This is a genomic window from Xanthomonas sp. BRIP62411 (assembly GCF_003993525.1).
Lineage (GTDB): Bacteria > Pseudomonadota > Gammaproteobacteria > Xanthomonadales > Xanthomonadaceae > Xanthomonas > Xanthomonas euroxanthea.
Genome location: NZ_QEZI01000008.1, coordinates 555,398 through 578,773, shown reverse-complemented (window position 1 = coordinate 578,773; position 23,376 = coordinate 555,398). Strand labels below are relative to the sequence as shown.

The window sequence follows — 23,376 nt, the reverse complement described above, 5'->3', positions numbered from 1 at the left end:
GATGACGTTTTCCAATGCCCAGCGGCTGCGTCCGGTTCGACGCCACGTGGCACTTCGGGCCTGCGCGTTGGGGTTCGCGCTGGCGCTGGCGAGTGGTGGCGCGGTCGCGGCGGCGGCACTGAAGCAGCCCGCGCAGGATCCGGCCAAGACCGCTCCGGCGAGCCTGGCGGTGTCCAAGATCGATTTCAAACGGGGCGAGGATGGCACGGGTCGTCTGATCCTGCAGTTCGACGGCCAGGGCGCCAGCCCGGACCTGCGTACGCAGGGTGACAACGTGCTGGTCGACATCAGCAACGCGCGGTTGCCCGCCGAACTGCAGCGCCCGCTCAACGTCACCGACTTCGCAACGCCGGTGCAACGTGTCGAGGTCAAGCCGTCCGGCTCGGGTTCGCAGCTGGTGCTGTCGACCAAGGGCGCGTTCGATTCGCTGGCCTACCAGACCGGCAACGAATACGTGGTCGAAATCACTCCGCGCAAGGGCCAGCCCGCGGTCGGTGGCGTCAGCGCCGCAGCCGTCACCCAGGCAGCGGCGCAGATCGCCGCGCGCGGTTACAGCGGCCGCCCGGTGACGTTCAACTTCCAGGACGTGCCGGTACGCACCGTGCTGCAGCTGATCGCCGAGGAATCCAACCTCAACATCGTCGCCTCCGACACCGTGCAGGGCAATGTCACGCTGCGGCTGATGAACGTGCCGTGGGACCAGGCGCTGGACATCGTGCTGCGCGCCAAGGGCCTGGACAAGCGCCGCGATGGCGGCGTGGTGTGGGTCGCCCCGCAGCCGGAGCTGGCCAAGTTCGAGCAGGACAAGGAAGACGCCCGCATCGCGATCGAGAATCGCGAGGATCTGATCACCGATTACGTGCAGATCAACTATCACAACGCGGCGGTGATCTTCAAGGCGCTGACGGAGGCCAAGGGGATTGGTGGCGGTGGTGGCGGTCAGGGCGGTGGTCAAGGTGGGCAAGGCGGCCAGCAGGACAACGGATTCCTGTCGCCTCGCGGTCGCCTGGTTGCCGATGAGCGCACCAACACGTTGATGATCAGCGATATTCCGAAGAAGGTCGCGCAGATGCGCGAGCTGATCTCGCATATCGATCGGCCCGTGGATCAGGTATTGATCGAAAGCCGTATCGTGATCGCGACGGACACGTTTGCGCGCGACCTCGGTGCGCGATTCGGAGTCACCGGTGCAACGGGGCGGGGTATCTTGAGTGGCTCGCTGGAAAGTAACGTCAACTACCTCAACACCTCTGCGCAAGCTGCTCTGGAGCGCGCTAATAGTGGCACGCAGACGACGTTGCCGGCGCATCTGTTTCCGTCCGGCCTGAACGTCGATCTTGGGGCTGGCGGCTTCACGAACAGCGGCGCAGCAGGTCTTGCCTACACACTATTGGGTTCCCACTTCAACCTGGATATCGAGCTGTCGGCGATGCAGGAAGAAGGCCGGGGCGAAGTCGTTTCCAACCCGCGTATCGTGACAGCCAACCAGCGTGAGGGCGTGATCAAGCAGGGCCGCGAAATTGGCTACGTGACCATTAGTGGCGCGGGCGTTGCAGGTGGCGGGTCGCAGGCTAACGTCCAGTTCAAGGAGGTCTTGCTCGAGCTGAAAGTGACGCCGACCATTACCAACGACAATCGTGTCTTCCTCAATATGAACGTCAAGAAGGACGAAGTCGCCCGTTTCATTACCTTGCCGCAGTACGGTACCGTGCCGGAAATCAATCGTCGTGAAGTCAATACGGCGGTTCTGGTGGCAGATGGTGAAACGGTGGTGATCGGTGGCGTGTACGAATTTACTGATCGGGAAAGCGTTTCGAAGGTGCCGTTCCTGGGAGACATCCCGTTCCTGGGCAATCTGTTCAAGAAGCGCGGGCGTAGCAAGGAGAAAGCCGAGCTGCTGGTCTTCGTAACTCCCAAGGTATTGCGGGTTGCAAACGCAGCACGGTAACCGCGCTCGATACGATGGAGACAAGGGGGGCCGCGAAAGCGGCCTTCTTCCTTTTTATCATGCGTGCTCCGGATCAAAGGGGTGGAGAAACCACGTCCCTCCCCAAATAGAAGGCTTGCGGAGTGCCGCAGGAGCCGGCCATCCGCCGTATGCCCGGCAGCATGACCCTGGTCACTCACTGAACATCTTCCTGGCCTGCAGTGAACCAATTGCGCTCGAATCGGTCACACTGGGCCTATGAACGCACCGCCGCTCTTGCCCCCAGAAGCCGCTGCCGCGCCCGCCGAGGACCGGTTGCATCGTCAATTCACCTTGCTGCGCGAGTCGCTGACGCAGCGCATCGTGGGCCAGTCTGCGCTGGTCGAACGCTTGCTCATCGCCTTGCTGGCCGATGGTCATTTGCTGGTCGAGGGCGCGCCCGGTCTGGCCAAGACCACCGCGATCCGTGCGCTGGCCTCACGGCTGGAAGCCGATTTTGCGCGGGTGCAGTTCACCCCGGATCTGCTGCCTTCCGATCTGACCGGCACCGAGATCTGGCGGCCGCAGGACAGCCGGTTCGAGTTCATGCCCGGCCCGATCTTCCATCCGATCCTGCTGGCCGACGAGATCAATCGAGCACCGGCCAAGGTGCAGTCGGCGCTGCTGGAAGCGATGGGCGAGCGCCAGGTTACCGTCGGGCGGCACACCTATGCGCTGCCGCAGCTGTTCCTGGTGATGGCAACGCAGAACCCGATCGAGCAGGAGGGCACCTTCCCGTTGCCCGAGGCGCAGCTGGATCGCTTCCTGATGCATGTCCGTATCGGCTATCCACAGGCTGATGCCGAGGCCGAGATCCTGCGTCTGGCACGTGAAGCCGCACGCGATACCCTGGAAAAGCACGAAACGGTGCCCGACAAGATCCCGCTGGAAGATGTCTTTGCCGCGCGGCGTGTCGTGCTGGACGTGCATCTGGCTCCGCAGCTGGAGCGCTATCTGATCGAGATCGTGCTCGCGTCGCGCGATGCCCAGCGCTACGACCCGGCATTGGCACGGCGGATCGCCTGGGGCGCGAGCCCGCGTGGGTCGATCGCGCTGGAGCGCTGCGCACGTGCGCGTGCATGGCTGGCCGGGCGCGACTACGTGACGCCGGACGATATCCGCGCAATCGCCCCGGACGTGCTGCGTCATCGCGTGCTGCCCAGCTACGAGGCCACTGCCGAAGGCTGGGATGGCGAACGTCTGGTCGCCGCCCTGCTGGAAAAGATTCCGCTGCCCTGATCGGGTAGCGTGTCGCCGAGGTATGCCGTCCTCTGACCAGAATCCGATGTCTTCGATGCCGTCTTCTTCCCCTGTCACCGCGCCGTCGTCGATCGCCGGCGATGGACTGCGGCCGACGCTGGCGGAGTTGATCGCGCTGCGCGGCACCACGATCCATCGCGGGCAGCCAGGGCGTGGCCGCCATGGACTGGTCGGGCCGGTGCCCGCGGCAACGCGCGGGCGCGGGATGGAATACGCCGAGTCGCGCGAGTACGTGGCGGGTGACGATGCGCGGCATATCGACTGGCGCGTCACTGCGCGTACCGGGCGTGCGCATACGAAATTGTTTCAGGCCGAGCGCGAACGCTTGAGTCTGATTGTGGCCGATACCTCGCCGGCACTCTTCTTCGGCACGCGGGTGCGCTACAAATCGGTGCAGGCCGCACGTGCCGGCGCGGTTGCGGCGTGGCTGGCGCAGCGGCAGGGCGACCGCATCGCCGCCCTGCGCGGCACTGCCAGCGAGGCGCCGATTGCGCCGCGCTCGGGGCAACGCGGCGTATTGCCGGTACTGGATGCCTTGGCGCGCTGGTATGCGCAGCCGCCGTCCGGCGACGCGGGCCTGGAGGTGGCACTGGACCATGCCGCGCGGCTGCTGCGCCCGGGCGCGCGGCTGACCGTGCTGGCCGACGCGCGCAGCGCCAGCAGGATTTGTGCCACGCGCTGGTCGGCGCTGGCCCTGCATCACGAGGTGGTGGTGATCGTGCTGGTCGACCCCCTGGAGCTGGCGCCACCGGCCCGCGCACTGAGCTTCGATGTGCGCGGCGAGCGTATTGCGATCGATCTGTCCACGCAGGCCGGACGGGCGCGTTGGCAGGCCGAATTCGTGGCGCCGCTGGAGCAGTTGACCTCGGTCTTGCAGGCACGCGGCGTGCGCCTGCATCGCCTGTCCACCGACGATGCCAGCGATGCTTGGCTGGGCGGCGGCGCTGCCGCGCGGAGCCTGTGACGATGGCACCGCAATCGCTGCCGCTGCGCGATGTCCATCTGCCGCCGTCACCGTCGTGGTGGCCGCTGGCGCCGGGCTGGTGGCTGGTGATTACGGCGGTGGTGCTGGTGCTTGGCACGGTCGGCTGGTGGTGGTGGCGCCGCCGTCAGCGGCAGCGTCTGTGGCTGGCGGCATTCGATGCCGAACTGCAGCGCGCAACGACTCCCGCACAGCGCCTGGCAGCGTTGTCGATATTGCTGCGTCGCGCAGCGCGCAGCGTCGATGCGCAGGCCGACCGCCTGCAGGGCGAGGCATGGCTGCAGTTTCTGGATGGGCGCAAAAGTAAGACGCGGGCCTTTTCGCAGGGACCGGGTCGCGCGCTGCTTGACGGTGGTTTTCAACGTACGCCGACGGTGACCGATCTGGATACGGTGCAGGCACTGGCACGGCAGCGCTTTCTGGGTTTGATGCGAGGCCGGCGATGAACTGGCTGCAGTGGTCGCAATGGCAGGATGCGCTGGCACACTGCGCATGGCCGTGGGCATGGTGGTTGATGCCGCTGCCGTTGCTGATGTGGTTCTGGCCGCAGCGCCGCGTCGATACGGCTGCACTGCGCGTGCCTTACGCCGACCAATTGCAGGCGGTTGCGCAGGCTAAGAGTGCACCGGTGCTGCGGGTGCCGCGCTGGCTGGCGTGGCTGGGCTGGTTCTTCCTGTGCGCTGCGCTGGCGCGCCCGCAACAATTGGGCGATGTGATCCAGCCGCCGCGCGAGGCACGCCAGATGATGCTGGCGGTGGATCTGTCCGGCAGCATGAGCGAGCCGGACATGGTGCTCGGCGGCAAGGTGGTGGACCGCCTGACCGCCGCCAAGGCGGTGTTGTCGGACTTTCTGGATCGTCGCGACGGCGACCGGGTCGGTCTGCTGGTATTTGGTCAGCGGGCGTACGCGTTGACGCCGTTGACCGCCGACCTGACCTCCGTGCGCGACCAGCTGGCCGACAGCGTGGTGGGATTGGCCGGGCGCGAAACGGCGATCGGCGATGCGATCGCGTTGTCGGTCAAACGGCTGCGCGAGCAGAGGCAGGGCCAGCGCGTGGTGGTGTTGCTCACCGATGGTGTCAACACCGCAGGCGTGCTCAATCCGCTCAAGGCCGCCGAGCTTGCCAAGGCCCAGGGCGTGCGGGTGCACACGATTGCCTTTGGCGGCAATGGCGGCTATTCGTTGTTCGGTGTGCCGATTCCGGCCACGGGCAATGACGATATCGACGAAGACGGCTTGCGCAAGATCGCCGCGCAAACCGGTGGGCGCTTCTTCCGTGCGCGCGATACCGAAGAGCTGGCCGGCATCTATGCCGAGCTGGATCGGCTGGAACCGGTCAAGGCGCTTGGTCCGTCGGTGCAGCCGCGCGTGGAACGTTACTACTGGCCGTTGGGCGCTGCGATCGTGATTGCGCTGCTGGCCTACGTGTTGCCGCGGAGATGGCGATGAACGCGCTGACCGAACTGGCTGGCTGGCTGCAGTCGCTGCATCTGTTGCGCCCGCGTCTGCTCTGGGCGCTGCTGGCGATTGTGCCGGCAGCGGTGCTGTGGCAGCTGCGTCGACGCGATGCCGATGTCTGGCGGCAAAGTGTGGATGCACACCTGCTGCCGACCCTGCTGGTGTCGGGCAGTCGGCGTGGATGGCTGGGATTCGTGCTGGCTGCGCTGACCTATACGCTGGCGGTGCTGGCGATGACCGGGCCGAGCTGGCGGCAGACCGAGCGGCCGGTGTATCACTCCAGCATGCCGTTGGTGGTGGCGCTGGACCTGTCGTCCAGCATCACTGCCAACGATCTGCCGCCCTCGCGCCTGCTGCAGGCGCGTGCCAAGTTGGCCACGTTGTTGCGCAAGCGGGCCGGTGGTGAAGTCGCACTGCTGGTCTATGCGGGCGAGAGCTTCACCGTTGCACCGTTGACCGATGACACGGGCAACGTGGCGTTGTTCCTGGATGCGCTGTCGCCATCGGTGATGCCGGTGGACGGCAAGCGCGCCGATGCGGCAATCGATGCGGCCACGCAGTTGCTGCTGCAGGCCGGCTTCAAGCAAGGCGAGATCCTGCTGGTCAGCGACAGTGCCGACCGTGCGGCCTCGAGTTCTGCGCGGCTGGCGCGCTCGCGTGGATTCAGTGTGTCTGCGCTCGGCGTGGGGAGCGAGCGCGGCGCCGCCTATCGCACCATCACGGGTGAGATTGCGCAGACACGGCTGGATGAGGGCAGCCTGCGCGACCTTGCCGGGCAGGGCGGTGGTCGCTATGCGCGTATCACTGCCGACGATGCGGACCTGCGTGCGCTGGGCGTGCTCGATCCGGCGCAACAGCCACTGGCCGATGAAACCGCCGAATCCACTGGCGGCAAGACCTGGCTGGACGAAGGTTACTGGCTGCTGTTGCCGGTGATGCTGCTGACACTGCTGGCGTTCCGGCGGCGTGCGGTTGTGGCGGTCCTGGCCCTGGTGTGCGTGTTGCCGTTGGCCCAGCCCGCACATGCCGCCGAGGGTACCTTGTGGCAACGCGCCGACCAGGTGCAGCAGCAACGTCTGGATGCCGGCGTGCAGGCCTATCGCAAGGGCGATTTCGCCGCGGCACAAAAAGCCTTCGAAAATGTGCCCACCGATGAGGGGCTGTACAACCTCGGCAATGCGCTGGCCAGGCAGGGCCAGTACGACGAAGCGATTGCGGCTTACGATCGCGCGCTCAAGCAACACCCGGATCAGCCCGACGCCGTCGCCAATCGTGCGGCGGTGGATGCGGCGCGCAAGCGTCAGCAGCAGAACAACAAGGATGGGAAAGACCAGGACGGCAAGGGCCAGTCCAAGGACCAGAAGCAGGCCGACAAGAACAGCGCCGGCCAGAATCAGTCCGGGAAGAACGCGAAGGACGACTCGACGCCTGGCCAGGACGGTCAAGGCAAGCAGGATTCGCAAGGCAAGCAGGATGGCAAGGACCAACCGTCTGCGCAGACACCGCAGGACGCAGCCTCGCATAACCAGCAGTCCAAAAACGGCCAGGGCGAGCAGAGCAAGCAGGACGCAGCGCCACAATCGGCCGATGCCAAGGCGCAGCAGCAGGCCGACGCCGCGCAGCGGCAAAAGATGCAGCAGGCGATGGCGCAGGCCGGTGACAAGAGCGCCGATGCAAATGGCAAGCAGGCCGCCGCAGCGGCGGCGACCGAGACGCCGGAGCAACGCGAACAGCGCCAGGCGGTGGATGCCTGGCTGCGGCGGGTGCCGGATGATCCGGGCAGTTTGTTGCGCACCAAATTCAGGCTGGAACACGAACGCAGGCAACGGGACGGACGATGATCGGCACACACCATTTGCGCCGCGCGGCGATCGGCATGTTGACCTGCGTGATGCTGCTCACCTGTGCACCGGTGGGCGCCGTCACGCGCGCGTGGCTGGACCGCGACAGCGCCAATGCCGGCGACGTGGTGATGTTGAACATCGAAACCGATCAACGCGGTGTCGATCCGGATTACACGCCCTTGCGCAACGATTTCACCCTGGGGGCCAAGAGCGCCAACCAGCAGATGCAGGTGACCAATGGGTCGGTGACGGTGCGCGCGCTGTTCGGTGTGGTGCTGACGCCGCGCAAGAGCGGCGAGCTGATCGTACCGGCGATCCGCGTCGGTAACGAGCGCACCGAACCGTTGCGGTTGCAGGTGGGCGCTTCGGCAAGCGGTGCCGGCAGCAGCGCGCCCGGCGCAGCAGCTGCGGCGCAAGGCAATGAGGATGCGTTTGTCCAGACGCAGGTGGACGATCCGCAGCCCTATGTGCAGCAAAGTGTGGGCGTGGTGGTGCGGCTGTATTTCGCCACGCAGCTGGCGTCCGGCGAGCTGGATCTGGAAGCGCCCGATGGTGCATCGCTGCAGCGCATCGGCGATGACGTTAGTTCGGTCAAGGTGCTCAACAATCGCCAATACAACGTGGTCGAACGACGTTACCTGCTGGTGCCCGAGCGCAGCGGTCGCCTGGTGTTGCCGTCGGCGCGCTTCAACGGCCGTTCGGTCGGGGGCTTCTTCGACGATTACTTCGGTCGCGGCAATGGCGAGCTGAGCGCGCGTAGCGCCAGCATCCCGCTGCAGGTCCGTGCACAACCGGCCAATGCGCCGCAGCCGTGGTTGCCGTTGCGCAGCCTGCAGCTGCGGTATACGACCACGCCGCAGCGCGCCACCGCCGGCGAAGCGGCGCAGATCGTGGTGGAGGCCAGCGCGCGCGGCGCCACCCAGGCGCAGTTCCCCGATTTGCCGACCCCGAGCGTGCCCGATGCGCAGGTGTTTGCCGAGCCGGCGCAGTACGAAGAACGCTTCGTGGATGGCTCGCCGCAGCTGCGGCTGACCCGCCGCTATTCGATCGTGCCCAACCGCGCCGGTCCGCTGGTGGTGCCCGGCTTGCAGGTAGCATGGTGGGATGTGGGCGCGGCGGCGGCCAAGACGGCCTCGCTGCCGGATCTGACGCTGGATGTGGCGGCTGGTACCGGTGTGTTTGCGGCGCCGGCGCCCGCGCCGGCAGCCAGTCCGTCACCGGGTAACCCGGCGACCACGCCTGCGGCCAGCACGCTGAGTCTGCAGCAACCGGCGGCCACGCAACGGCCGTGGGGCTGGATCGCTGCGGCGATGGGCTTTGCGCTGCTGTGGATTGCCACCCTGGTGTGGGCCTTGTCACGGCGTCGCGGCGGTTCGCACGGGGTGCCGGTGCTCAATGCCGGCGATGCAGCTGCGCCCGGCCGGCGTGTGACCCACGGTGTGGCCGAATTGCGACGCGCGCTCGACACCGGCGGCATGGACGATGTGGCCGCGGTGCTATGTGGCATGGCCGGCGTTTCCGACATCGACAGCGTGCTGGCCGCGTTGAGCGACCCGGCGCAGCGCGCGGCGGTGGCGCAGATGCAGCGCGCCCGCTGGGGCGGCGATGGTGACGTGAGCAGTGCACGTTCGGCATTGCGCGAGGCCTTCGCCAAGGGACCGCGTTGGCGGCACGCCACGGCTGCGGAGCCGGAGGTATTGGCGCCGCTGTATCCGCCGGCGCCTTGATCGGTGTCGCTGCATTGGCAGCGGTGGACAGGTCCTGGATAGCCAGCGTGCTGCGCCTCGTTTTGACACGCTGACTGCGGGTGCAGCTGGTTCTTTAAGCTGTGCTACTTAAAGAAAGGCGGTTTTCCAAGGCAAGGCGTTTGGTCTGCGGCGTGGCTGCAGGGCCCTTGCCCGCCCACCATCGCGGGACACGCCGCAAGTACGTCCTTGTAGGCTCTTACGCGGCATCCATGCCGCGTAAGGTCCCGCGACGGTAGGCGCGCAATGACCAGTTCAGATGGTCGCTGTGCATGGAAGAGCGGTGCTGGATGCACCTCGTTCGACATGAAGCGTCGACACCACGTCCGATGCTTGCCGCACGACAGACAGCTTTTTAGATGAGCCCCGACCAATTGTCTGGTGAGGGCACCCGCGCCCTCGACGCTGCGAGTTGGCTGCGGGGCCATTGCCCGCCCACCATCGCGGGACACGCCGCAAGTACGTCCTTGTAGGCTCTTACGCGGCATCCATGCCGCGTAAGGTCCCGCGACGGTAGGCGGGCAATGACCAGTTCAGATGGTCGGTGTGCGCAGTTACAAGCAGGGCATGGCGTGCGTTGTTCGAATCACGTTGCGTCCGATCAGCTCCCCGCTGCAAGCCGAGCGAAACGCTTTCAATAAAGCAGCCGACTAACTTCCTGGTGCGGTGAGGGCATCGCGCCCTCGATTCACCGGGCTTTTGATTCACGCATCCTGGCGCGACTAGATGACGCCCTGGGTCGATGGATTCGTTGCTTTACGCGTCGCATCCCGATGAGGCCTGGGCACTGCGGATAGAGCACTTGCAGCGCGGCTGATCCGCGGGCTGGTCGCAGGGGCCTCGCCCGCTCCAACGGCTGCATCACCTGATGTCGTGAGGAATACCTACCCTCGGGCGGGCGCATGGCGGCCGGCCGGGTAGGTGGCCGCGTCGATGGCGTTTGTTAAGCTCCGGGGCTTGTGTCCAGATCAAGGCCTGACCAGATGACTGCATCCCCCGCCGCGCGCCGCCCGGGCCTGCCCCTGCATTGGAAGATGGGCATTGGCTTCGCCGTCGGTCTGCTGCTGGGTCTGGCGGTCTACTACCTGGCCGGCAGCGATGCCGACTGGGTGCGTATGGTGACCAGGTACGTCACCACTCCGTTCTCGCAGATATTCCTCAATCTGATCTTCATGCTGATCGTGCCGTTGCTGTTTTCGGCATTGGTGATGGGCATTTCCGAAATGGGCGACATCCGCGCGCTCGGGCGGGTGGGGTGGCGCACCCTGGGTTACACCATCGTGCTGTCTGGCGTGGCGGTGTTGCTGGGGCTGGTGTTGGTCAATGTGCTCAGGCCTGGTGCGGGCGTGGATCCGCAGCTGGCCAACCAGTTGATCCAGCAGAACGCCGAGCGCACCCGCGAAATCATCTCCAGCTCCGGCACCCAGCCGCAGGGCATGGACATGCTGTTGTCGATCGTGCCCAGCAACGTGATCGCTGCGGCGTCCAGCAACGGTGCGATCCTGTCGCTGATGTTCTTTGCGGTGATGTTCGGCGTGGGCATGGTGCTGACCGCCGATGAAAAAGTGGCCACGCTCAAGCGCGGCATCGAAGGCATCTTCGAAATCTCGATGACCCTGATCGGCCTGGTGATCCGCCTGGCGCCGTATGCGGTGGCCTGTTTCATGTTCAACCTGGCCGCGCTGTTCGGCTTCGATCTGTTGATCCGTCTGGGCGCTTACGTGGGCGTGGTGGTGCTGGCGCTGGGCCTGCACATGGTGGTCAGCTACGGGCTGGCGGTGAAGTTCGCCGGGCGCTCGCCGATCGGCTTCTTCCGGCAGACCCAGGAGGCCACGATGATGGCCTTCTCCACCGCCTCCAGCAACGCCACCCTGCCGACCGCCCTGCGCGTGGCCGACGAGATGGGCCTGCCGCCGCGGGTGTCGCGCTTCGTGCTGACCGTGGGCGCGACCGCCAACCAGAACGGCACCGCCTTGTTCGAAGGGGTGACGGTGATCTTCCTGGCGCAGTTCTTCAACGTGGACTTGAGCCTGGGCCAGCAGTTCATGGTGATGCTGGTGTGCATCCTGGGCGGCATCGGCACCGCCGGCGTACCCTCCGGCTCGCTGCCGGTGGTGGCGTTGATCTGCGCGATGGTCGGGGTCAACCCGGTCGGCATCGGCATGATCCTGGGCGTCAATCACTTCCTGGACATGTGCCGGACGGCGTTGAACGTGACCGGCGATCTGGCGCTGACGACCCTGGTTGCCAAGGGCGAGGAATAGGGAATTGGGAATCGGGAATGGGTAAAGCGGGCTGTTGCGATCGGTACGTGCAATGGGGTGGTCATGCAGCACCGGGGCAGGGATTGCGGTGTTGGCATCAGCAGCAAACCTGCAGCGCTGCATCCCATTCTCCATTCCCGACTCCCCATCCCCCTAACGCGCTCTGTGGGAGAATAAGCGTCTCCGCTTCCAGCGGTGTTCCCCTCCGCTTCCATAGACGCCCATGACCCAGCCCACCCGCCGCCAGCTGGCCAACGCCATCCGTTTTCTCGCCGCCGATGCGGTCGAAGCCGCCAAATCCGGCCATCCCGGCATGCCGATGGGCATGGCCGATATTGCCGAAGTGCTGTGGAACGATTTCTTCCGGCACAACCCGAACAACCCGCAGTGGTTCAACCGCGACCGTTTCGTGCTGTCCAACGGCCACGGCTCGATGCTGCAGTACGCGCTGCTGCACCTGTCCGGCTACGACCTGCCGATCGAGCAGCTCAAGCAGTTCCGCCAGCTGCACAGCAAAACCGCCGGCCATCCCGAGCGCAGCGAAACCCCCGGGGTGGAGACCACCACCGGTCCGCTCGGGCAGGGCTTTGCCAATGCGGTCGGGTTCGCGCTGGCCGAAAAGTTGCTGGCGCAGCGCTACAACCGCCCGGAGCTGGAAATCGTCGACCACCGCACCTGGGTGTTCATGGGCGATGGCTGCATGATGGAAGGCATTTCCCATGAAGCCGCCTCGCTGGCCGGTACCTGGGGCCTGGGCAAGCTGGTCGCGTTCTGGGACAACAACCAGATCTCCATCGACGGCAACACCGCCGGCTGGTTCAGCGACAACACCCCGGAGCGTTTCGAGGCCTATGGCTGGCATGTGATCCGCGATGTGGACGGACATGACGCCGAGAAGATCAAGGCCGCCATCGAGACCGCGCTGGACAATACCGACAAGCCCACGCTGATCTGCTGCCGCACCAAGATCGGCTTCGGTGCGCCGAGCAAGGCCGGCAAGGAATCCTCGCACGGCGCACCGCTGGGCAAGGAAGAACTCGAGGGTGCACGCAAGGCGCTGGAATGGCCGTACGGCCCCTTCGAGATTCCCGAGGAGATCTATGCTGGCTGGCGCGCCAACGGCACCGGCACGCTGCGTCAGGCCGAGTGGGAGCAGCTGTTCGACAAGTACGGCAAGCAGTATGCGGCCGAAGCTGCCGAGCTGACCCGCCGCTCGCATGCCGAGCTGCCGGCCGACTTCATTGCCCAGGCCGATGCCTATATCGCCAAGGCACAGCAGGACGGCCAGACCATCGCCTCGCGCAAGGCCTCGCAGCTGGCGATCGAAGCGTTCGCACCGTTGCTGCCGGAACTGATCGGCGGCTCGGCCGATCTGGCGCATTCCAACCTGACCTTGTGGAAGGCCAGCAAGTCGGTGGCCACCGATGACCCGAATGCCAACTACGTCTACTATGGCGTGCGCGAGTTCGGCATGACCGCCATTGCCAATGGCCTGGCGCTGCACGGCGGCTTCATTCCGTTCGACGCCACCTTCCTGGTGTTCAGCGATTACGCCCGCAACGGCGTGCGCATGAGTGCGCTGAATCCGGCCCACGCCATCCATGTGTACACGCACGACTCGATCGGCCTGGGCGAAGACGGCCCGACCCATCAGCCGGTGGAACACCTGGCCTCGCTGCGCTACATCCCCAACAACGATGTGTGGCGCCCGGGCGATGCGGTGGAATCGGCGGTGAGCTGGAAGGCCGCCATCACCCGCAAGGACGGCCCGAGCTGCCTCGTGTTCAGCCGCCAGAACCTGCAGCACCAGCCGCGCAGCGACGAGCAGCTCAAGCTCATCGAACGCGGCGGTTATGTGCTGGCCGAGGCCGAAGGCGGTACGCCCGACGTGATCCTGATCGCCACCGGGTCGGAAGTCGGGCTGGCGGTGGAAGCCAAGCAGACCCTGGACGCGGCCGGCCTGAAGACGCGCGTGGTGTCGATGCCGTCGACCGATGTGTTCGATCGCCAGGATGCGGCCTATCGCGAGTCGGTGCTGCCGAATGCGGTGCGCAAGCGCGTGGCGGTGGAAGCGGGCGTGACCGGTTTCTGGCGCAAGTACGTGGGCCTGGATGGCGACGTGGTCGGCATCGATACCTTCGGTGCCTCGGCGCCGGCGGATCAGCTGTACGCGTACTTCAAGATCACGGCCGAGCATGTGGTTGCGGCGGCCAAGGCGCTGTAAGGCCTTGCGTATTGCCTGAAGAAAGCCGGCGAAAGCCGGCTTTTTTTGTGGGGCTCGTGCGCGAAGGGGGGCATCGTGCAACGGACCCATTGCACGCGTCAGTGCGCGTCGTCGGCCAGCGCTGATGCGCGATCCTTGTCAGCGCCTGTAACTGCGCATCCCGCATCGGCGGATTGGGGATCGTGCCCGGCGCGTGGTAGCACGGGGTTGCCTGGTCTGGGCAGACAGCCCATCGAAACAGGTCGTGTTGCTCTCCTTCGGAACGGCCGGATCCGGTCCGCGCTGGTGGATCGCTATGGCGATGGCGGACCGTGGGGATGCAGATCGATCTGCGGACCCCACAGCCAGGTAGCGCTCGCTTGTGTCAAGCGGATGCTAAAAAAATGTCAATCCGGCTGTTTAAAATGTGAATCATTCCCATTAAAATGGCGCACTGCCGGTGGTCCGGCACAGCGTTCCTCCCCCCTGTTGCCGGCGCGGCGTCTTCGCAGCGCGTGGTCCGACCCGTCTGCGTTGGAGTCCCCGATGATCCGTAGTACCGAATTGCGTCTTGCTTCCGTGGGCGCGCGTCGCCATGTCCTGCCGCGCGCGCTGCTGGCCGCGCTGTGCACCATGGCCGCAGGCCAGGTGCTGGCCGAGACGCCTGCTGCCGCCCCCGATGCCGAGGTCACCACGCTGGACCGGCTGATCGTGCAGGGGGAACAGGCCAAGGGCTACACGGTGGAGAAGACCACCGCCGGCACGCGCATGGACCTGTCGTTGCGGGAGATTCCGCAGTCGGTGACCGTGATCACCCGCGACCGCATGGACGACCAGAACCTGCAGAGCATCACCGACGTGCTCAACAACGTCACCGGCATCTCGGTGGCGCAGAGCGACAGCGAGCGGCTGGAGTTCTACGCACGCGGCTTCTACATCGACAACTACCAGTTCGACGGCATCCCGGCCTACATGGAGCAGGCCTGGAGCTACGGTGACTCGGCGCTGGACGTGGCGCTGTACGACCGCGTCGAAGTGGTGCGTGGCGCCACCGGCCTGCTCACCGGCTCGGGCAATCCGTCGGCCTCGATCAACCTGGTGCGCAAGCATGCGCTCAGCCGCCACTTCACGGGCACCGTGTCGGTGGGTGGCGGCGATTTCAACAAGACCCGCAGCGTGGCCGATGTCACCGTGCCGCTCAGCCCCAGCGGCAACGTGCGCGCACGGGTGATCGGCGTGTACCAGGACGGCGAGTCGGACATGGACCGCTACAACCTGCGCAAGAAGATCGGCTCGGCCATCATCGACGCCGACCTCACCGACAGCACCTTGCTGAGCGTGGGCTACGAGTACCAGAAGAAGGAATCGGACGATGTCACCTGGGGCGGCTTCCCGCTGTTCTACAGCGATGGCACCCGCACGAGCTACGATCGTTCGTTCAACCCGGCAGCCGACTGGACGTTCTGGGACACGCGCCTGCAGCGCACCTTCGCCAGCCTGCAGCAGAGCTTCGACAACGGTTGGACCCTCAAGGCCAATCTGAGCCACGAGAAGACCGAAGCGGTCAATCACCTGTTCTATCCGTTCTATACGATCTTCGGGTTCGACCGTGCCACCGGCGGCGGCGTGGTGCCGTACTCGGGCAACTACCTGACCGAGCGCAAGGCCGATGGTGCCGATGTCTATGCCGAAGGCCCGTTCCAGCTGTTCGGCCGCGAGCATCAGCTGGTCGCCGGCGCCAGCTACAACCGCCGCGAGTACGTCAATAATGGCACCTTCGATTTCCCGGCGGCACTTGACAGCTACTTCGGCTGGACCGGCGCGTACCCGGAACCCAACTGGAGCCCACGCACGGTGCAGAGCGACGGCACCATCAAGCAGAAGGCCGCCTATGTGGCTGCACGCTTCTCGCTGGCAGATCCGCTGACGCTGCTGGTGGGTGCGCGCTATACCGATTGGCAGATCGATGGCCGCAACTTCGATTCGACCACGCAAGGCCTCGTGCCGTTCTCCGACACCCAGACTGAAGTCACCCCGTACGCCGGCCTGGTCTACGATATCAACGACGTGTGGTCGACCTACGTCAGCTACACCGAAATCTTCAATCCGCAGACGCTGCGCGATGCCAATGGCGGCTACCTGGATCCGTTGAGCGGCAAGGGCTACGAGGCCGGCGTCAAGGCCGCGTGGTTCGACGACAGGCTCAATGCCTCGCTGGCGGTGTTCCGCATCGAGCAGGACAACCTGGGCGTGGCCACCGGCGGCTTCGTGCCCGGTAGCAGTGAATCGGCGTACCAGGCCGCCAACGGCGTGGTCAGCGAAGGCTTCGATTTCGAGGTGTCCGGGCGGGTGACCGAGAGCTGGAACACCACCTTCGGCGCCTCGCACTACACCGCACGCGATGACAACGGCACCTCGATCAACACGCATCTGCCGCGCACCACCCTCAAGCTGTTCAACAGCTACACCCCGCAAGGTGCGTGGAGCGATCTGACCGTGGGCGGCGGCGTCAACTGGCAGAACCGCTCGTACTACGTGGACCCGGCCTACGGCACCTTCCAGCAAGGCGCCTACGCATTGGTCAGCGCCTTCGCGCGCTACCGTCTGTCGCCGCAGTTCTCGGTGCAGCTCAACGTCGACAACCTGCTCGACAAGCGTTACTACGCGCAGTTCAACGGTGGCTATGGCGCATGGGGCGCATCGCGCAACGGCATGCTGACCTTCAACTACACGTTCTGATCGCAGACCAGGCCGGGTGCGTTTTCAGCGCCTGGCCTGCCACTGCAACGATGCAGGCACCTCGCAACAGGTGCCTGTTTTCTTGTCTGTAGCCTGCAGGCCGATCCTCGGTCTGTTGCGCGTATTGCACTGCCTGCGCTGCATGCCGGAACTGGTGTGCTTCAGTGGAATCGATCTGGTGCGCAAGGCGCTGATGGCTTCTCCCGCCAGCGTCGGCGTGCTGCAGGGCCGCTTCCGCACGCGCATGCGCGCCGACGTGCCGGCAATCGCATCCACGGCGGGCTAGGGCTGCAACGGCTCCAGATGCGGCGCCATCACCTCTGCAACCCAGTCCATGAACGCACGCACGCGTTGCGGCAGGTGGCGACGCTGCGCGTAGAGCAGCGTGACCGGCATCGGTTCCGGTGCAAGGTCGGCAAGCACTTCGATCAGTGCGCCGCTGTCCAGATACGGACGCAGCGGGCTGGCCGGCGCCTGGATGATGCCCAGGCCCGCCAATGCCGCAGCGAGATAGGCATCGCCGTTGTTGACCGTGACCGGCCCGCGCATCGGCAGCAGCTGGTAGGCGTGTCCGTCGTGGTACTCGAAGCCGGGCGAGCGCTGGCCCAGTGTCGGCACGTAATGCACCAGGTCGTGGTGTGCCAGATCGTCCAGGCGCTGCGGCATGCCCCGTCGTGCGAGATAGCCGGCACTGGCGCAGCTAATGATGCGAAACGCACCGAGCGGCCGTGCGACCAGGTTGGTGTCTTCGAGCGTGCCTACGCGCACCACGCAATCGAAGCCTTCGCGCACCACATCTACGCGCCGGTCGGTGCCGCTGATTTCCACTTCCAGCTGCGGGTGCTGCGCCAGGAATCCGGGCAATGCGGGAATCACGAATGTGCGCGCGATGCCGGAGGACATGTCCACCCGCAGGCGCCCACGCAGCTGGCTGCGTTCGCGCTGAAACATGCTCTGCAACTCGTCCATGTCGTCGAGCAGGTCGCGGCTGCGCTGGTAGAACGCGGTGCCGTCGCCGGTGAGTTGCACACGGCGCGTCGTGCGATGCAGGAGTTGCGTGCCGAGCGAGGCCTCGAGCCGCTGTACGGCGGTGGAGACGCTGGCTTTGGGTAGCCCCAGCGTGTCGGCGGCACGCGTAAAGCTGCCGAGCTCAGCCACGCGCAGGAAGGCGCGCAGCGACTCCAGGGTGTCCATCGATTGGTCGAGGTTCTTGAACGGTGCAATCAGGTTGGACTGATTTATGCGGTGCGGCAAGCGCAATAGTCTTGGCACGGTCAGGCAGTGTCACGCCCATCTCGCGGTCACGGCTGGTTTGTTGATCGCTCCACATCGCATGCAACACGCACCGGAGTCCATCCATGTCGACCACCACACCGATCACCCTGATTACCGGCGGCAGCCGCGGCCTGGGCCGCAATGCCGCGCTTGCGCTCGCTGCAGACGGCAGCGATATCGTGCTGACCTACCGCAGCCAGGCAGATGAGGCGGCTGCGGTGGTCGCGCAGATCCACCAGCTCGGCCGCCGCGCGCAGGCATTGCCGCTGGATGTTGCCGACACCGCGTCGTTTGCGGCATTCGCCGCGCAGTTGAAGCAGGTGCTGGCCGGTTGGGACCGCACGCAGTTCGATGCGCTGGTCAACAACGCGGGCACCGGGTTGCATGCGGCCATCGCCGACACCACGCCGGCGCAGTTCGACGCACTGGTCAACCTCCATCTCAAGGGGCCGTATTTCCTGACCCAGGCGCTGTTGCCGCTGATCGCCGATGGCGGACGCATCCTCAATGTGTCCAGTGGCCTGGCACGTTTCGCGCTGCCCGGCGCATCGGCTTACGCGATGATGAAAGGCGGCGTGGAAGTGTTCACCCGTTATCTGGCCAAGGAACTGGGGGCGCGTGGCATTCGCGCCAATACGCTGGCGCCGGGTGCGATCGAAACGGACTTCAACGGCGGGACCGTGCGCGATAACGCACAGGTCAACGCGATGGTGTCGTCGGTCACGGCGCTGGGACGGCCAGGACTGCCGGACGATATCGGGCCGGTGGTTGCTGCGTTACTTGCGCCGGGGACGGGGTGGATCAATGCGCAGCGCATCGAGGTATCGGGCGGGATGTTGATCTGAATGCGAAGGCCTGCGCATCACGCGCAGGCCTCTGACTGCATCGCCACGTCGTGCATCACTGCAGGGGTTGATCGCCATGCAACACGGGATAGGGATTCAAGACCTCTCCCTTCCACCATTGTTTTTCCGGTCCCAGGCGATGGATCTCGAAGTGCAGATGCGGCGCGGCAGGATCGGCATTGCCGGTGCTGCCGACATAGCCGATGATCTGGCCACGCCTGATCGACTGCTTTTCCGCCAGGCCGTCGGCATAGCGCTCCAGGTGCGCATAGTAGTAGCAGTACGTCCCGGCCGGGTCGAATTGATAAATGGTCAGGCCGCCGCGTTCGCTGTTGAACAGTTTCTCGACCGTACCGTCTGCCACCGCAATCACCGGCGTGCCGGTCGGCGCAAGAATGTCGATGGCATCGTGCACGCGGCCTTCGCTGCGTGCGTCGGTAAACGTATTCTGCAGCTGGCCGCTGCTGATGCCTTGCACCGGAATCAGCAGGCCGCTGCCTGCACTTGCAGCGTCAGGCGAGGGTGCGGATGCCGCCACGGTTGGTGCGTCTGCCGCACCTGCCGTTCCGGTGGAGGGCGACGCGGCAACGTCCGGTGTAGCGGCAGCCGGTGCAGTAGCGGAGAATGCCGCCGGCCCGGCGCCTGCCGTTTGGGCCTGCGCTGCCACCGCAGACGCAGTGGCAGAAGTGGGTGCCACCGCCGCCTGCGGGGCCTCGCGTTCCAGCCACCAATAACCGGCCGCACCGAGCAACACGCCCACCACCAGCATCATCAGCAGTTTCATGCTTACTCCTGCATCACCACCGGCATGGACGGGCCAACCACGCTGGCCAGGTTGACCACGTCCCAGTTGGTCAGGCGCACGCAGCCATGCGATTCGGTCTTGCCGACATGGCCCGGTTCCGGCGTGCCATGCAGGCCGTAATGCGGTTTGGACAGATCGATCCACACGCGGCCGACCGGATTGTTCGGGCCGGACGGCAGGGTAGCCTTCTGGTCCCCCTTCTTCGCGTCCCAGAACAGCTTGGGGTTGTACTTGAACACCGGATCGCGCGCGACGCCCAGCACCTTCCAGCGGCCGATCGGCAGCGGATCGTGCTTGCTGCCGGAAGACACCGGGAACTGCGCGTATACCTTGCCGTCGGCATCGAACAGGCGCAGCGTCGATTCGGACTTGTCGACCACCAGCTTGGCCGGCTTGGCCAACGGCGGGACACCGTCGATGTTCGGCACCTGGATTACGCTACCGGCCTTGCCCAAGTCCACGCCGGGGTTGAGTTGGCGCAGCAGCTCCGGCGCGGCATGGAACCGTTCGCCCAGTGCCTCGTCCACCGAGGTATAGCCCAGTGACGTCAGCTTGGCCTGTTCGGCCGGTCCCTTCGGAATCGGCTGGAACGGTCCGGCCACATCGGCATCGGTGAGCGTGTATTGCACCAGCGCCTGCGTGCTGTCGGCCTGCAAGGCCTGCCAGGTGGCGTCATCCAGCTCGCCGGTCACCTTGATCTTGTGCGCTGCCTGAAATCCCGACACGGCGCGCTGTTGATTGGAGCCACGCTCGCCATCGATCTGTCCCGGCGAGAAATGCGCACGATCCAGCAACACCTGCGCATGCAGATCCGAGCGCGGACCAGTCGGCACGACGGTCGCAGCGGGCGTTGCTGCCGGGGCAGGTGCGGCGGCGGGCTGCGGCGCTTGCGCCAGTGCGGACAGGGAGGTGCCCAGAGCAAGGGCGAGCAAGCAGGCGCGAGCGTGGATGCGTGGTGGCATGAGCAGGTCCAAAAGAGGCATGCGCGCACCTTGCCCGAGCCGCCTGCGTGGTCTGTGTGAAATGGCTGCACCGGGACTGACTGACAACGCATTCCCGATGCGAAGCGTGCGTGGATACCTGTGATTTCTCGTCCGCGCAGCTGTCGATGCGATGCCTCCGCCTGGCTGGGTTTCTCCCCGGCGATGGCGTGCGTCGTGCACGATGCAGCAATCGATCGCCCGGGTGTCAATCAGGCGATCGTTTCGAGAGCAGTGCAAACCCGGCCCCGCGGCGGCAGACATCGCGCCGCAGCTGTCTGCAGATCCGCCGTCAGTAGGTGTAGCCCAAGGTCAGCATGTACACCCGCCCAGTCTGCACATAGGCGCCGTCGGCACCGGGGTCGTAGGCCATGTAGCGCTTGGACCTGCCCTGGGTTTCGTAGAACGTGGCGGCATTGAGCAGGTTCTTGGCCGACACCCCCACATCGACGTGGTGCGGCAGGTGATAGGTCGCAGTGAAGTCCAGCGATTTGACCGGTTGCAGGTAATAGTTGAGCCGGTCGCTGGTCAGCCCAAGCAATTGCAGGCCGGTGTAGTTGTAGCTCAGGTCGGTGCGCAGATGCGTATCGTCGTAGAACAGATCCAGGTTGTAGATGCGCTCGGGTGCACGCGGCAGCCAGGTCTTTTCCGGTTGATCGCTGCGTTTGCTGTCCGCCTGGCTGTGCTGCAGCGTGAGGTTGGCGCTGACACCAACGTTGCTCCACAGTCCCGGCAGTCCCTGCAGGCGCTTGTTCGCTGCCAGCTCCAGTCCATACAGCGTTGCGGTGCCGCCGTTCTGCGGCATGGTCACCGGCACGCCGTTTTCGAAGGTGGTGCCGGTCGGTACCAGCCCGCCCAGCGTGTTGTCGTTGCTGGTGGCCGATTGCGAGGTGTAGATGAAGCCGGTGATGCGCTTGTAATAGGTCGATGCGCTGAGCACACCGCCGCTGTGGTCGTAGAACTCGGCAGAGAGATCGGCGTTGTCGGCCTTGCTCGGATGCAGGTCGGGATTGGGCTTGGAGATGCCCACCACCTGCTGGGTGTCGTCGATGGTGTACACCGTTTCGCCGGAAATCAGGCCGAATGCCGGGCGGCTGAAACTGCGGCGCAACGAGGCGCGGTAGACGGTGAGATCATCCGGGCGATAGTTGACGCTGATGCCCGGCACCACCTGTCCGTAGGTGCTGCCGGTGCCGACGAAGCTGCCGGTGCTGCCGTCGCCGCTGGACTGCCAGGATTGTGCCGAATAGCGTGTCAGCTCGTAGCGCACGCCGGGCAGCACGCTCACCGAGCCGACATGCAGCGCGGCCATCGCATAACCGGAATAGATCGCCTCGGTGCTGGAGGTGGTGTTGGCGTTGTAGTCGTTGGCGGTATAGACACCGGCGCCGTTGGGATCGTTGACGTACTTGTAGGGCAGTGCCTGCGCGAGCATCCAGTTGCGGTCCAGCAGCTTGAACGGGCCGGCGTAGCGGCCATCGAAGGCGTTATAGGTGACGCGGCCCGGGATCGCGCTCAGTGGCGGCCCGCCTGCAGTGGGGAAGGCGTAATTGGGTCCGCCAAAATACGGCCCGTTGGTGACGAAGTTGCCGTCCTTGTGGAAGAACGGGTGATCGTAGGCGCCGCGATCGGAGTGGTCGGCAGACAGGCCGAGCTTGACGCTGTCCAGCACATTGCCATCGACCTGGTAGGTGATATCGGTGTGCGCGTTGATGCGGTTGTCGTGGCTGCCGGCGTCATGCCCCTGCACCTTCCACAACAACGAGGAATCCAGGTTGTAGAAGAAGTCCTGCAGGGCGGGCGTGCTCGGCGCGATGCTGGGATAGCGCGGGTTACTGAGATCGAAGGCGAAGCTGCCGGGCGTAAAGCCATACAGGCTGGCCGACACGTAGTCCGGGCGGCTGCGGGTGCCGCGACCGACCGAGCTGCCGTAGTCGAAGCGCAAGCGCTCCAGCGTGGTCTGGCCTCCCAACTGCAGCGTCGCCAGTTTTTCGTCGATATCGTGCGTGTTGAAATAGCCGCCGCGCACCGCGGTGGGCTGGTTGCGATAGGTTTCCAGGCGCGCGCTGGACTGGTCCTGTTGTCCGGTGACGCCGTAGCTGCCGTAGATGGCACGCGCATACAGCGCGCTGTTGTCGCCTTGCCAATCCAGCGAGAGATTGCCGCCGTAGCGCTCGATCTGGCTGGTGTAGAGGCTGTACTTGTAGCGGGTGCTGATCAACGGCCCGACATCGCGCAGGTCGGTTGCAGCGGCCAATGCGGGATCGGCCGGCAGGTACTTGCTATTGGGCGCCGGCGCCTGCGCCATGTTGTTGTTCTTGCCGTAATACGCCGATGCGTAGAGGCCGAAGGCATGGCCATCGCCGAATTTCCAGGCCAGCTCCTGCTGGAATGTGCCGCCGGTGTGCTTGCCGCCCAGCTTCGAAGCCAGCGCGTTGAACTGGCCCTGCGCGGTGCTCTTGGCGTAGAGATCCTGGCCGAAGTCGAAGGCATTGGGCGTGCGCATGTCGATCGCGCCGCCGATCGAATCGCCGGGCATGTCGGGCGTGGGGGATTTGGACACCTGCACCGACTGGATGCCGAACGGCGCCAGCATGTTCAAGGAGATCGCACGTGTCGACGAATCGGTTTCCGGCATGCCGAAGCCGTTGAGCGTGTAGGCGTTGTAGCTGGCGTCCATGCCGCGAATGCTGACGTAGGCGTTTTCGCCGGTGGTGGCCTGGCCCAGATGCATGTCGCTGTATGCCGACAGGCCCGGCATATGCGAGACGACATCGGCGATGCCGCCCGAGGGGATCGCATCGATCTGCTGCTTGCTCATCACGCTGTTGACGCTGCTGGACAGGCGCTGTTCGTTGAGCGATCCCGGTGTGGCGGCGTGCTTGGCCTGCACGTTCACCGAATCCAGCGTGGTGGTGGCGGGCTCCGGCGTCTCGGCAAACGCAGGGGACGACAGCGCCAGCGCGATGGCGCAGGTCAGGCGATGGGTGGTGCGGGGGGGCTGCATGC

Annotated in this window: 16 protein-coding genes; 12 read left to right on the top strand and 4 right to left on the bottom strand. The window is 65.4% G+C overall.

The annotated features are described in order from the left end of the window. Position 1: 1 nt before the first annotated feature. From EO139_RS06760 to EO139_RS21410, 11 genes are all read left to right on the top strand, one after another. Complete coding sequence (locus EO139_RS06760) at positions 2-1,948, top strand: type IV pilus secretin PilQ family protein (RefSeq protein WP_104584781.1); 1,947 nt, start codon at positions 2-4, stop codon at positions 1,946-1,948. Positions 1,949-2,185: 237 nt separating this feature from the next. Continuing rightward, positions 2,186-3,205 carry a MoxR family ATPase gene (locus EO139_RS06755; RefSeq protein WP_104584784.1) on the top strand — a complete coding sequence of 340 codons (1,020 nt, stop codon included), beginning with the start codon at positions 2,186-2,188 and terminating at the stop codon, positions 3,203-3,205. Positions 3,206-3,227: 22 nt separating this feature from the next. Beyond that, positions 3,228-4,190 (top strand): DUF58 domain-containing protein, encoded by a 963-nt coding sequence (locus tag EO139_RS06750; RefSeq protein WP_164739756.1) that lies wholly within the window; start codon positions 3,228-3,230, stop codon positions 4,188-4,190. A 2-nt stretch (positions 4,191-4,192) separates the two neighbouring features. Next, a complete protein-coding gene (locus EO139_RS06745) occupies positions 4,193-4,654 on the top strand; it encodes a DUF4381 domain-containing protein (protein WP_104584789.1) in 462 nt (153 codons plus the stop codon). Continuing rightward, on the top strand, positions 4,651-5,658 hold the full coding sequence (locus tag EO139_RS06740; RefSeq protein WP_126969848.1) for a VWA domain-containing protein: 1,008 nt from the start codon (positions 4,651-4,653) through the stop codon (positions 5,656-5,658). The genes EO139_RS06745 and EO139_RS06740 overlap by 4 nt, the downstream gene beginning before the upstream one ends. After that, entirely contained in the window at positions 5,655-7,508 is a 1,854-nt protein-coding gene (locus EO139_RS06735; protein WP_164739755.1) for a tetratricopeptide repeat protein, read from the top strand. Before EO139_RS06740 ends, EO139_RS06735 begins: the two co-directional genes overlap by 4 nt. Beyond that, entirely contained in the window at positions 7,505-9,238 is a 1,734-nt protein-coding gene (locus EO139_RS06730; RefSeq protein WP_126969844.1) for a BatD family protein, read from the top strand. Before EO139_RS06735 ends, EO139_RS06730 begins: the two co-directional genes overlap by 4 nt. A 1,001-nt stretch (positions 9,239-10,239) precedes the next feature. Further along, the gene (locus EO139_RS06720; protein ID WP_181142079.1) at positions 10,240-11,520 is read left to right on the top strand and encodes a dicarboxylate/amino acid:cation symporter; all 1,281 of its coding nucleotides are present in this window, start codon (positions 10,240-10,242) and stop codon (positions 11,518-11,520) included. A 223-nt stretch (positions 11,521-11,743) separates the two neighbouring features. Further along, positions 11,744-13,744, top strand: a complete 2,001-nt coding sequence (gene tkt, locus EO139_RS06715; protein ID WP_126969842.1) for a transketolase — start codon at positions 11,744-11,746, stop codon at positions 13,742-13,744. Positions 13,745-14,269: 525 nt separating this feature from the next. Further along, positions 14,270-16,462, top strand: a complete 2,193-nt coding sequence (gene fhuE / locus EO139_RS06710) for a ferric-rhodotorulic acid/ferric-coprogen receptor FhuE (protein WP_126969840.1) — start codon at positions 14,270-14,272, stop codon at positions 16,460-16,462. A gap of 142 nt (positions 16,463-16,604) precedes the next feature. After that, positions 16,605-16,748, top strand: a complete 144-nt coding sequence (locus tag EO139_RS21410; RefSeq protein WP_164739754.1) for a hypothetical protein — start codon at positions 16,605-16,607, stop codon at positions 16,746-16,748. Here EO139_RS21410 and EO139_RS06705 read toward each other — a convergent pair. Next, positions 16,745-17,722 carry a LysR family transcriptional regulator gene (locus tag EO139_RS06705; RefSeq protein WP_164739753.1) on the bottom strand — a complete coding sequence of 326 codons (978 nt, stop codon included), beginning with the start codon at positions 17,720-17,722 and terminating at the stop codon, positions 16,745-16,747. The genes EO139_RS21410 and EO139_RS06705 overlap by 4 nt on opposite strands. A gap of 98 nt (positions 17,723-17,820) precedes the next feature. On the opposite strand from EO139_RS06705, the gene EO139_RS06700 reads away from it, so the two are divergent. Next, entirely contained in the window at positions 17,821-18,582 is a 762-nt protein-coding gene (locus tag EO139_RS06700; RefSeq protein ID WP_104584809.1) for an SDR family oxidoreductase, read from the top strand. A gap of 55 nt (positions 18,583-18,637) precedes the next feature. Here EO139_RS06700 and EO139_RS06695 read toward each other — a convergent pair whose 3' ends face one another. From EO139_RS06695 to EO139_RS06685, 3 genes are all read right to left on the bottom strand, one after another. Continuing rightward, positions 18,638-19,366, bottom strand: a complete 729-nt coding sequence (locus EO139_RS06695) for a M23 family metallopeptidase (RefSeq protein WP_126969837.1) — start codon at positions 19,364-19,366, stop codon at positions 18,638-18,640. Positions 19,367-19,368: 2 nt separating this feature from the next. Next, positions 19,369-20,292 (bottom strand): L,D-transpeptidase, encoded by a 924-nt coding sequence (locus EO139_RS06690; RefSeq protein ID WP_206515125.1) that lies wholly within the window; start codon positions 20,290-20,292, stop codon positions 19,369-19,371. 367 nt (positions 20,293-20,659) lie between these two features. Then, positions 20,660-23,374 carry a TonB-dependent receptor gene (locus EO139_RS06685; RefSeq protein WP_126969833.1) on the bottom strand — a complete coding sequence of 905 codons (2,715 nt, stop codon included), beginning with the start codon at positions 23,372-23,374 and terminating at the stop codon, positions 20,660-20,662. Between the last annotated feature and the right edge of the window lie 2 nt (positions 23,375-23,376).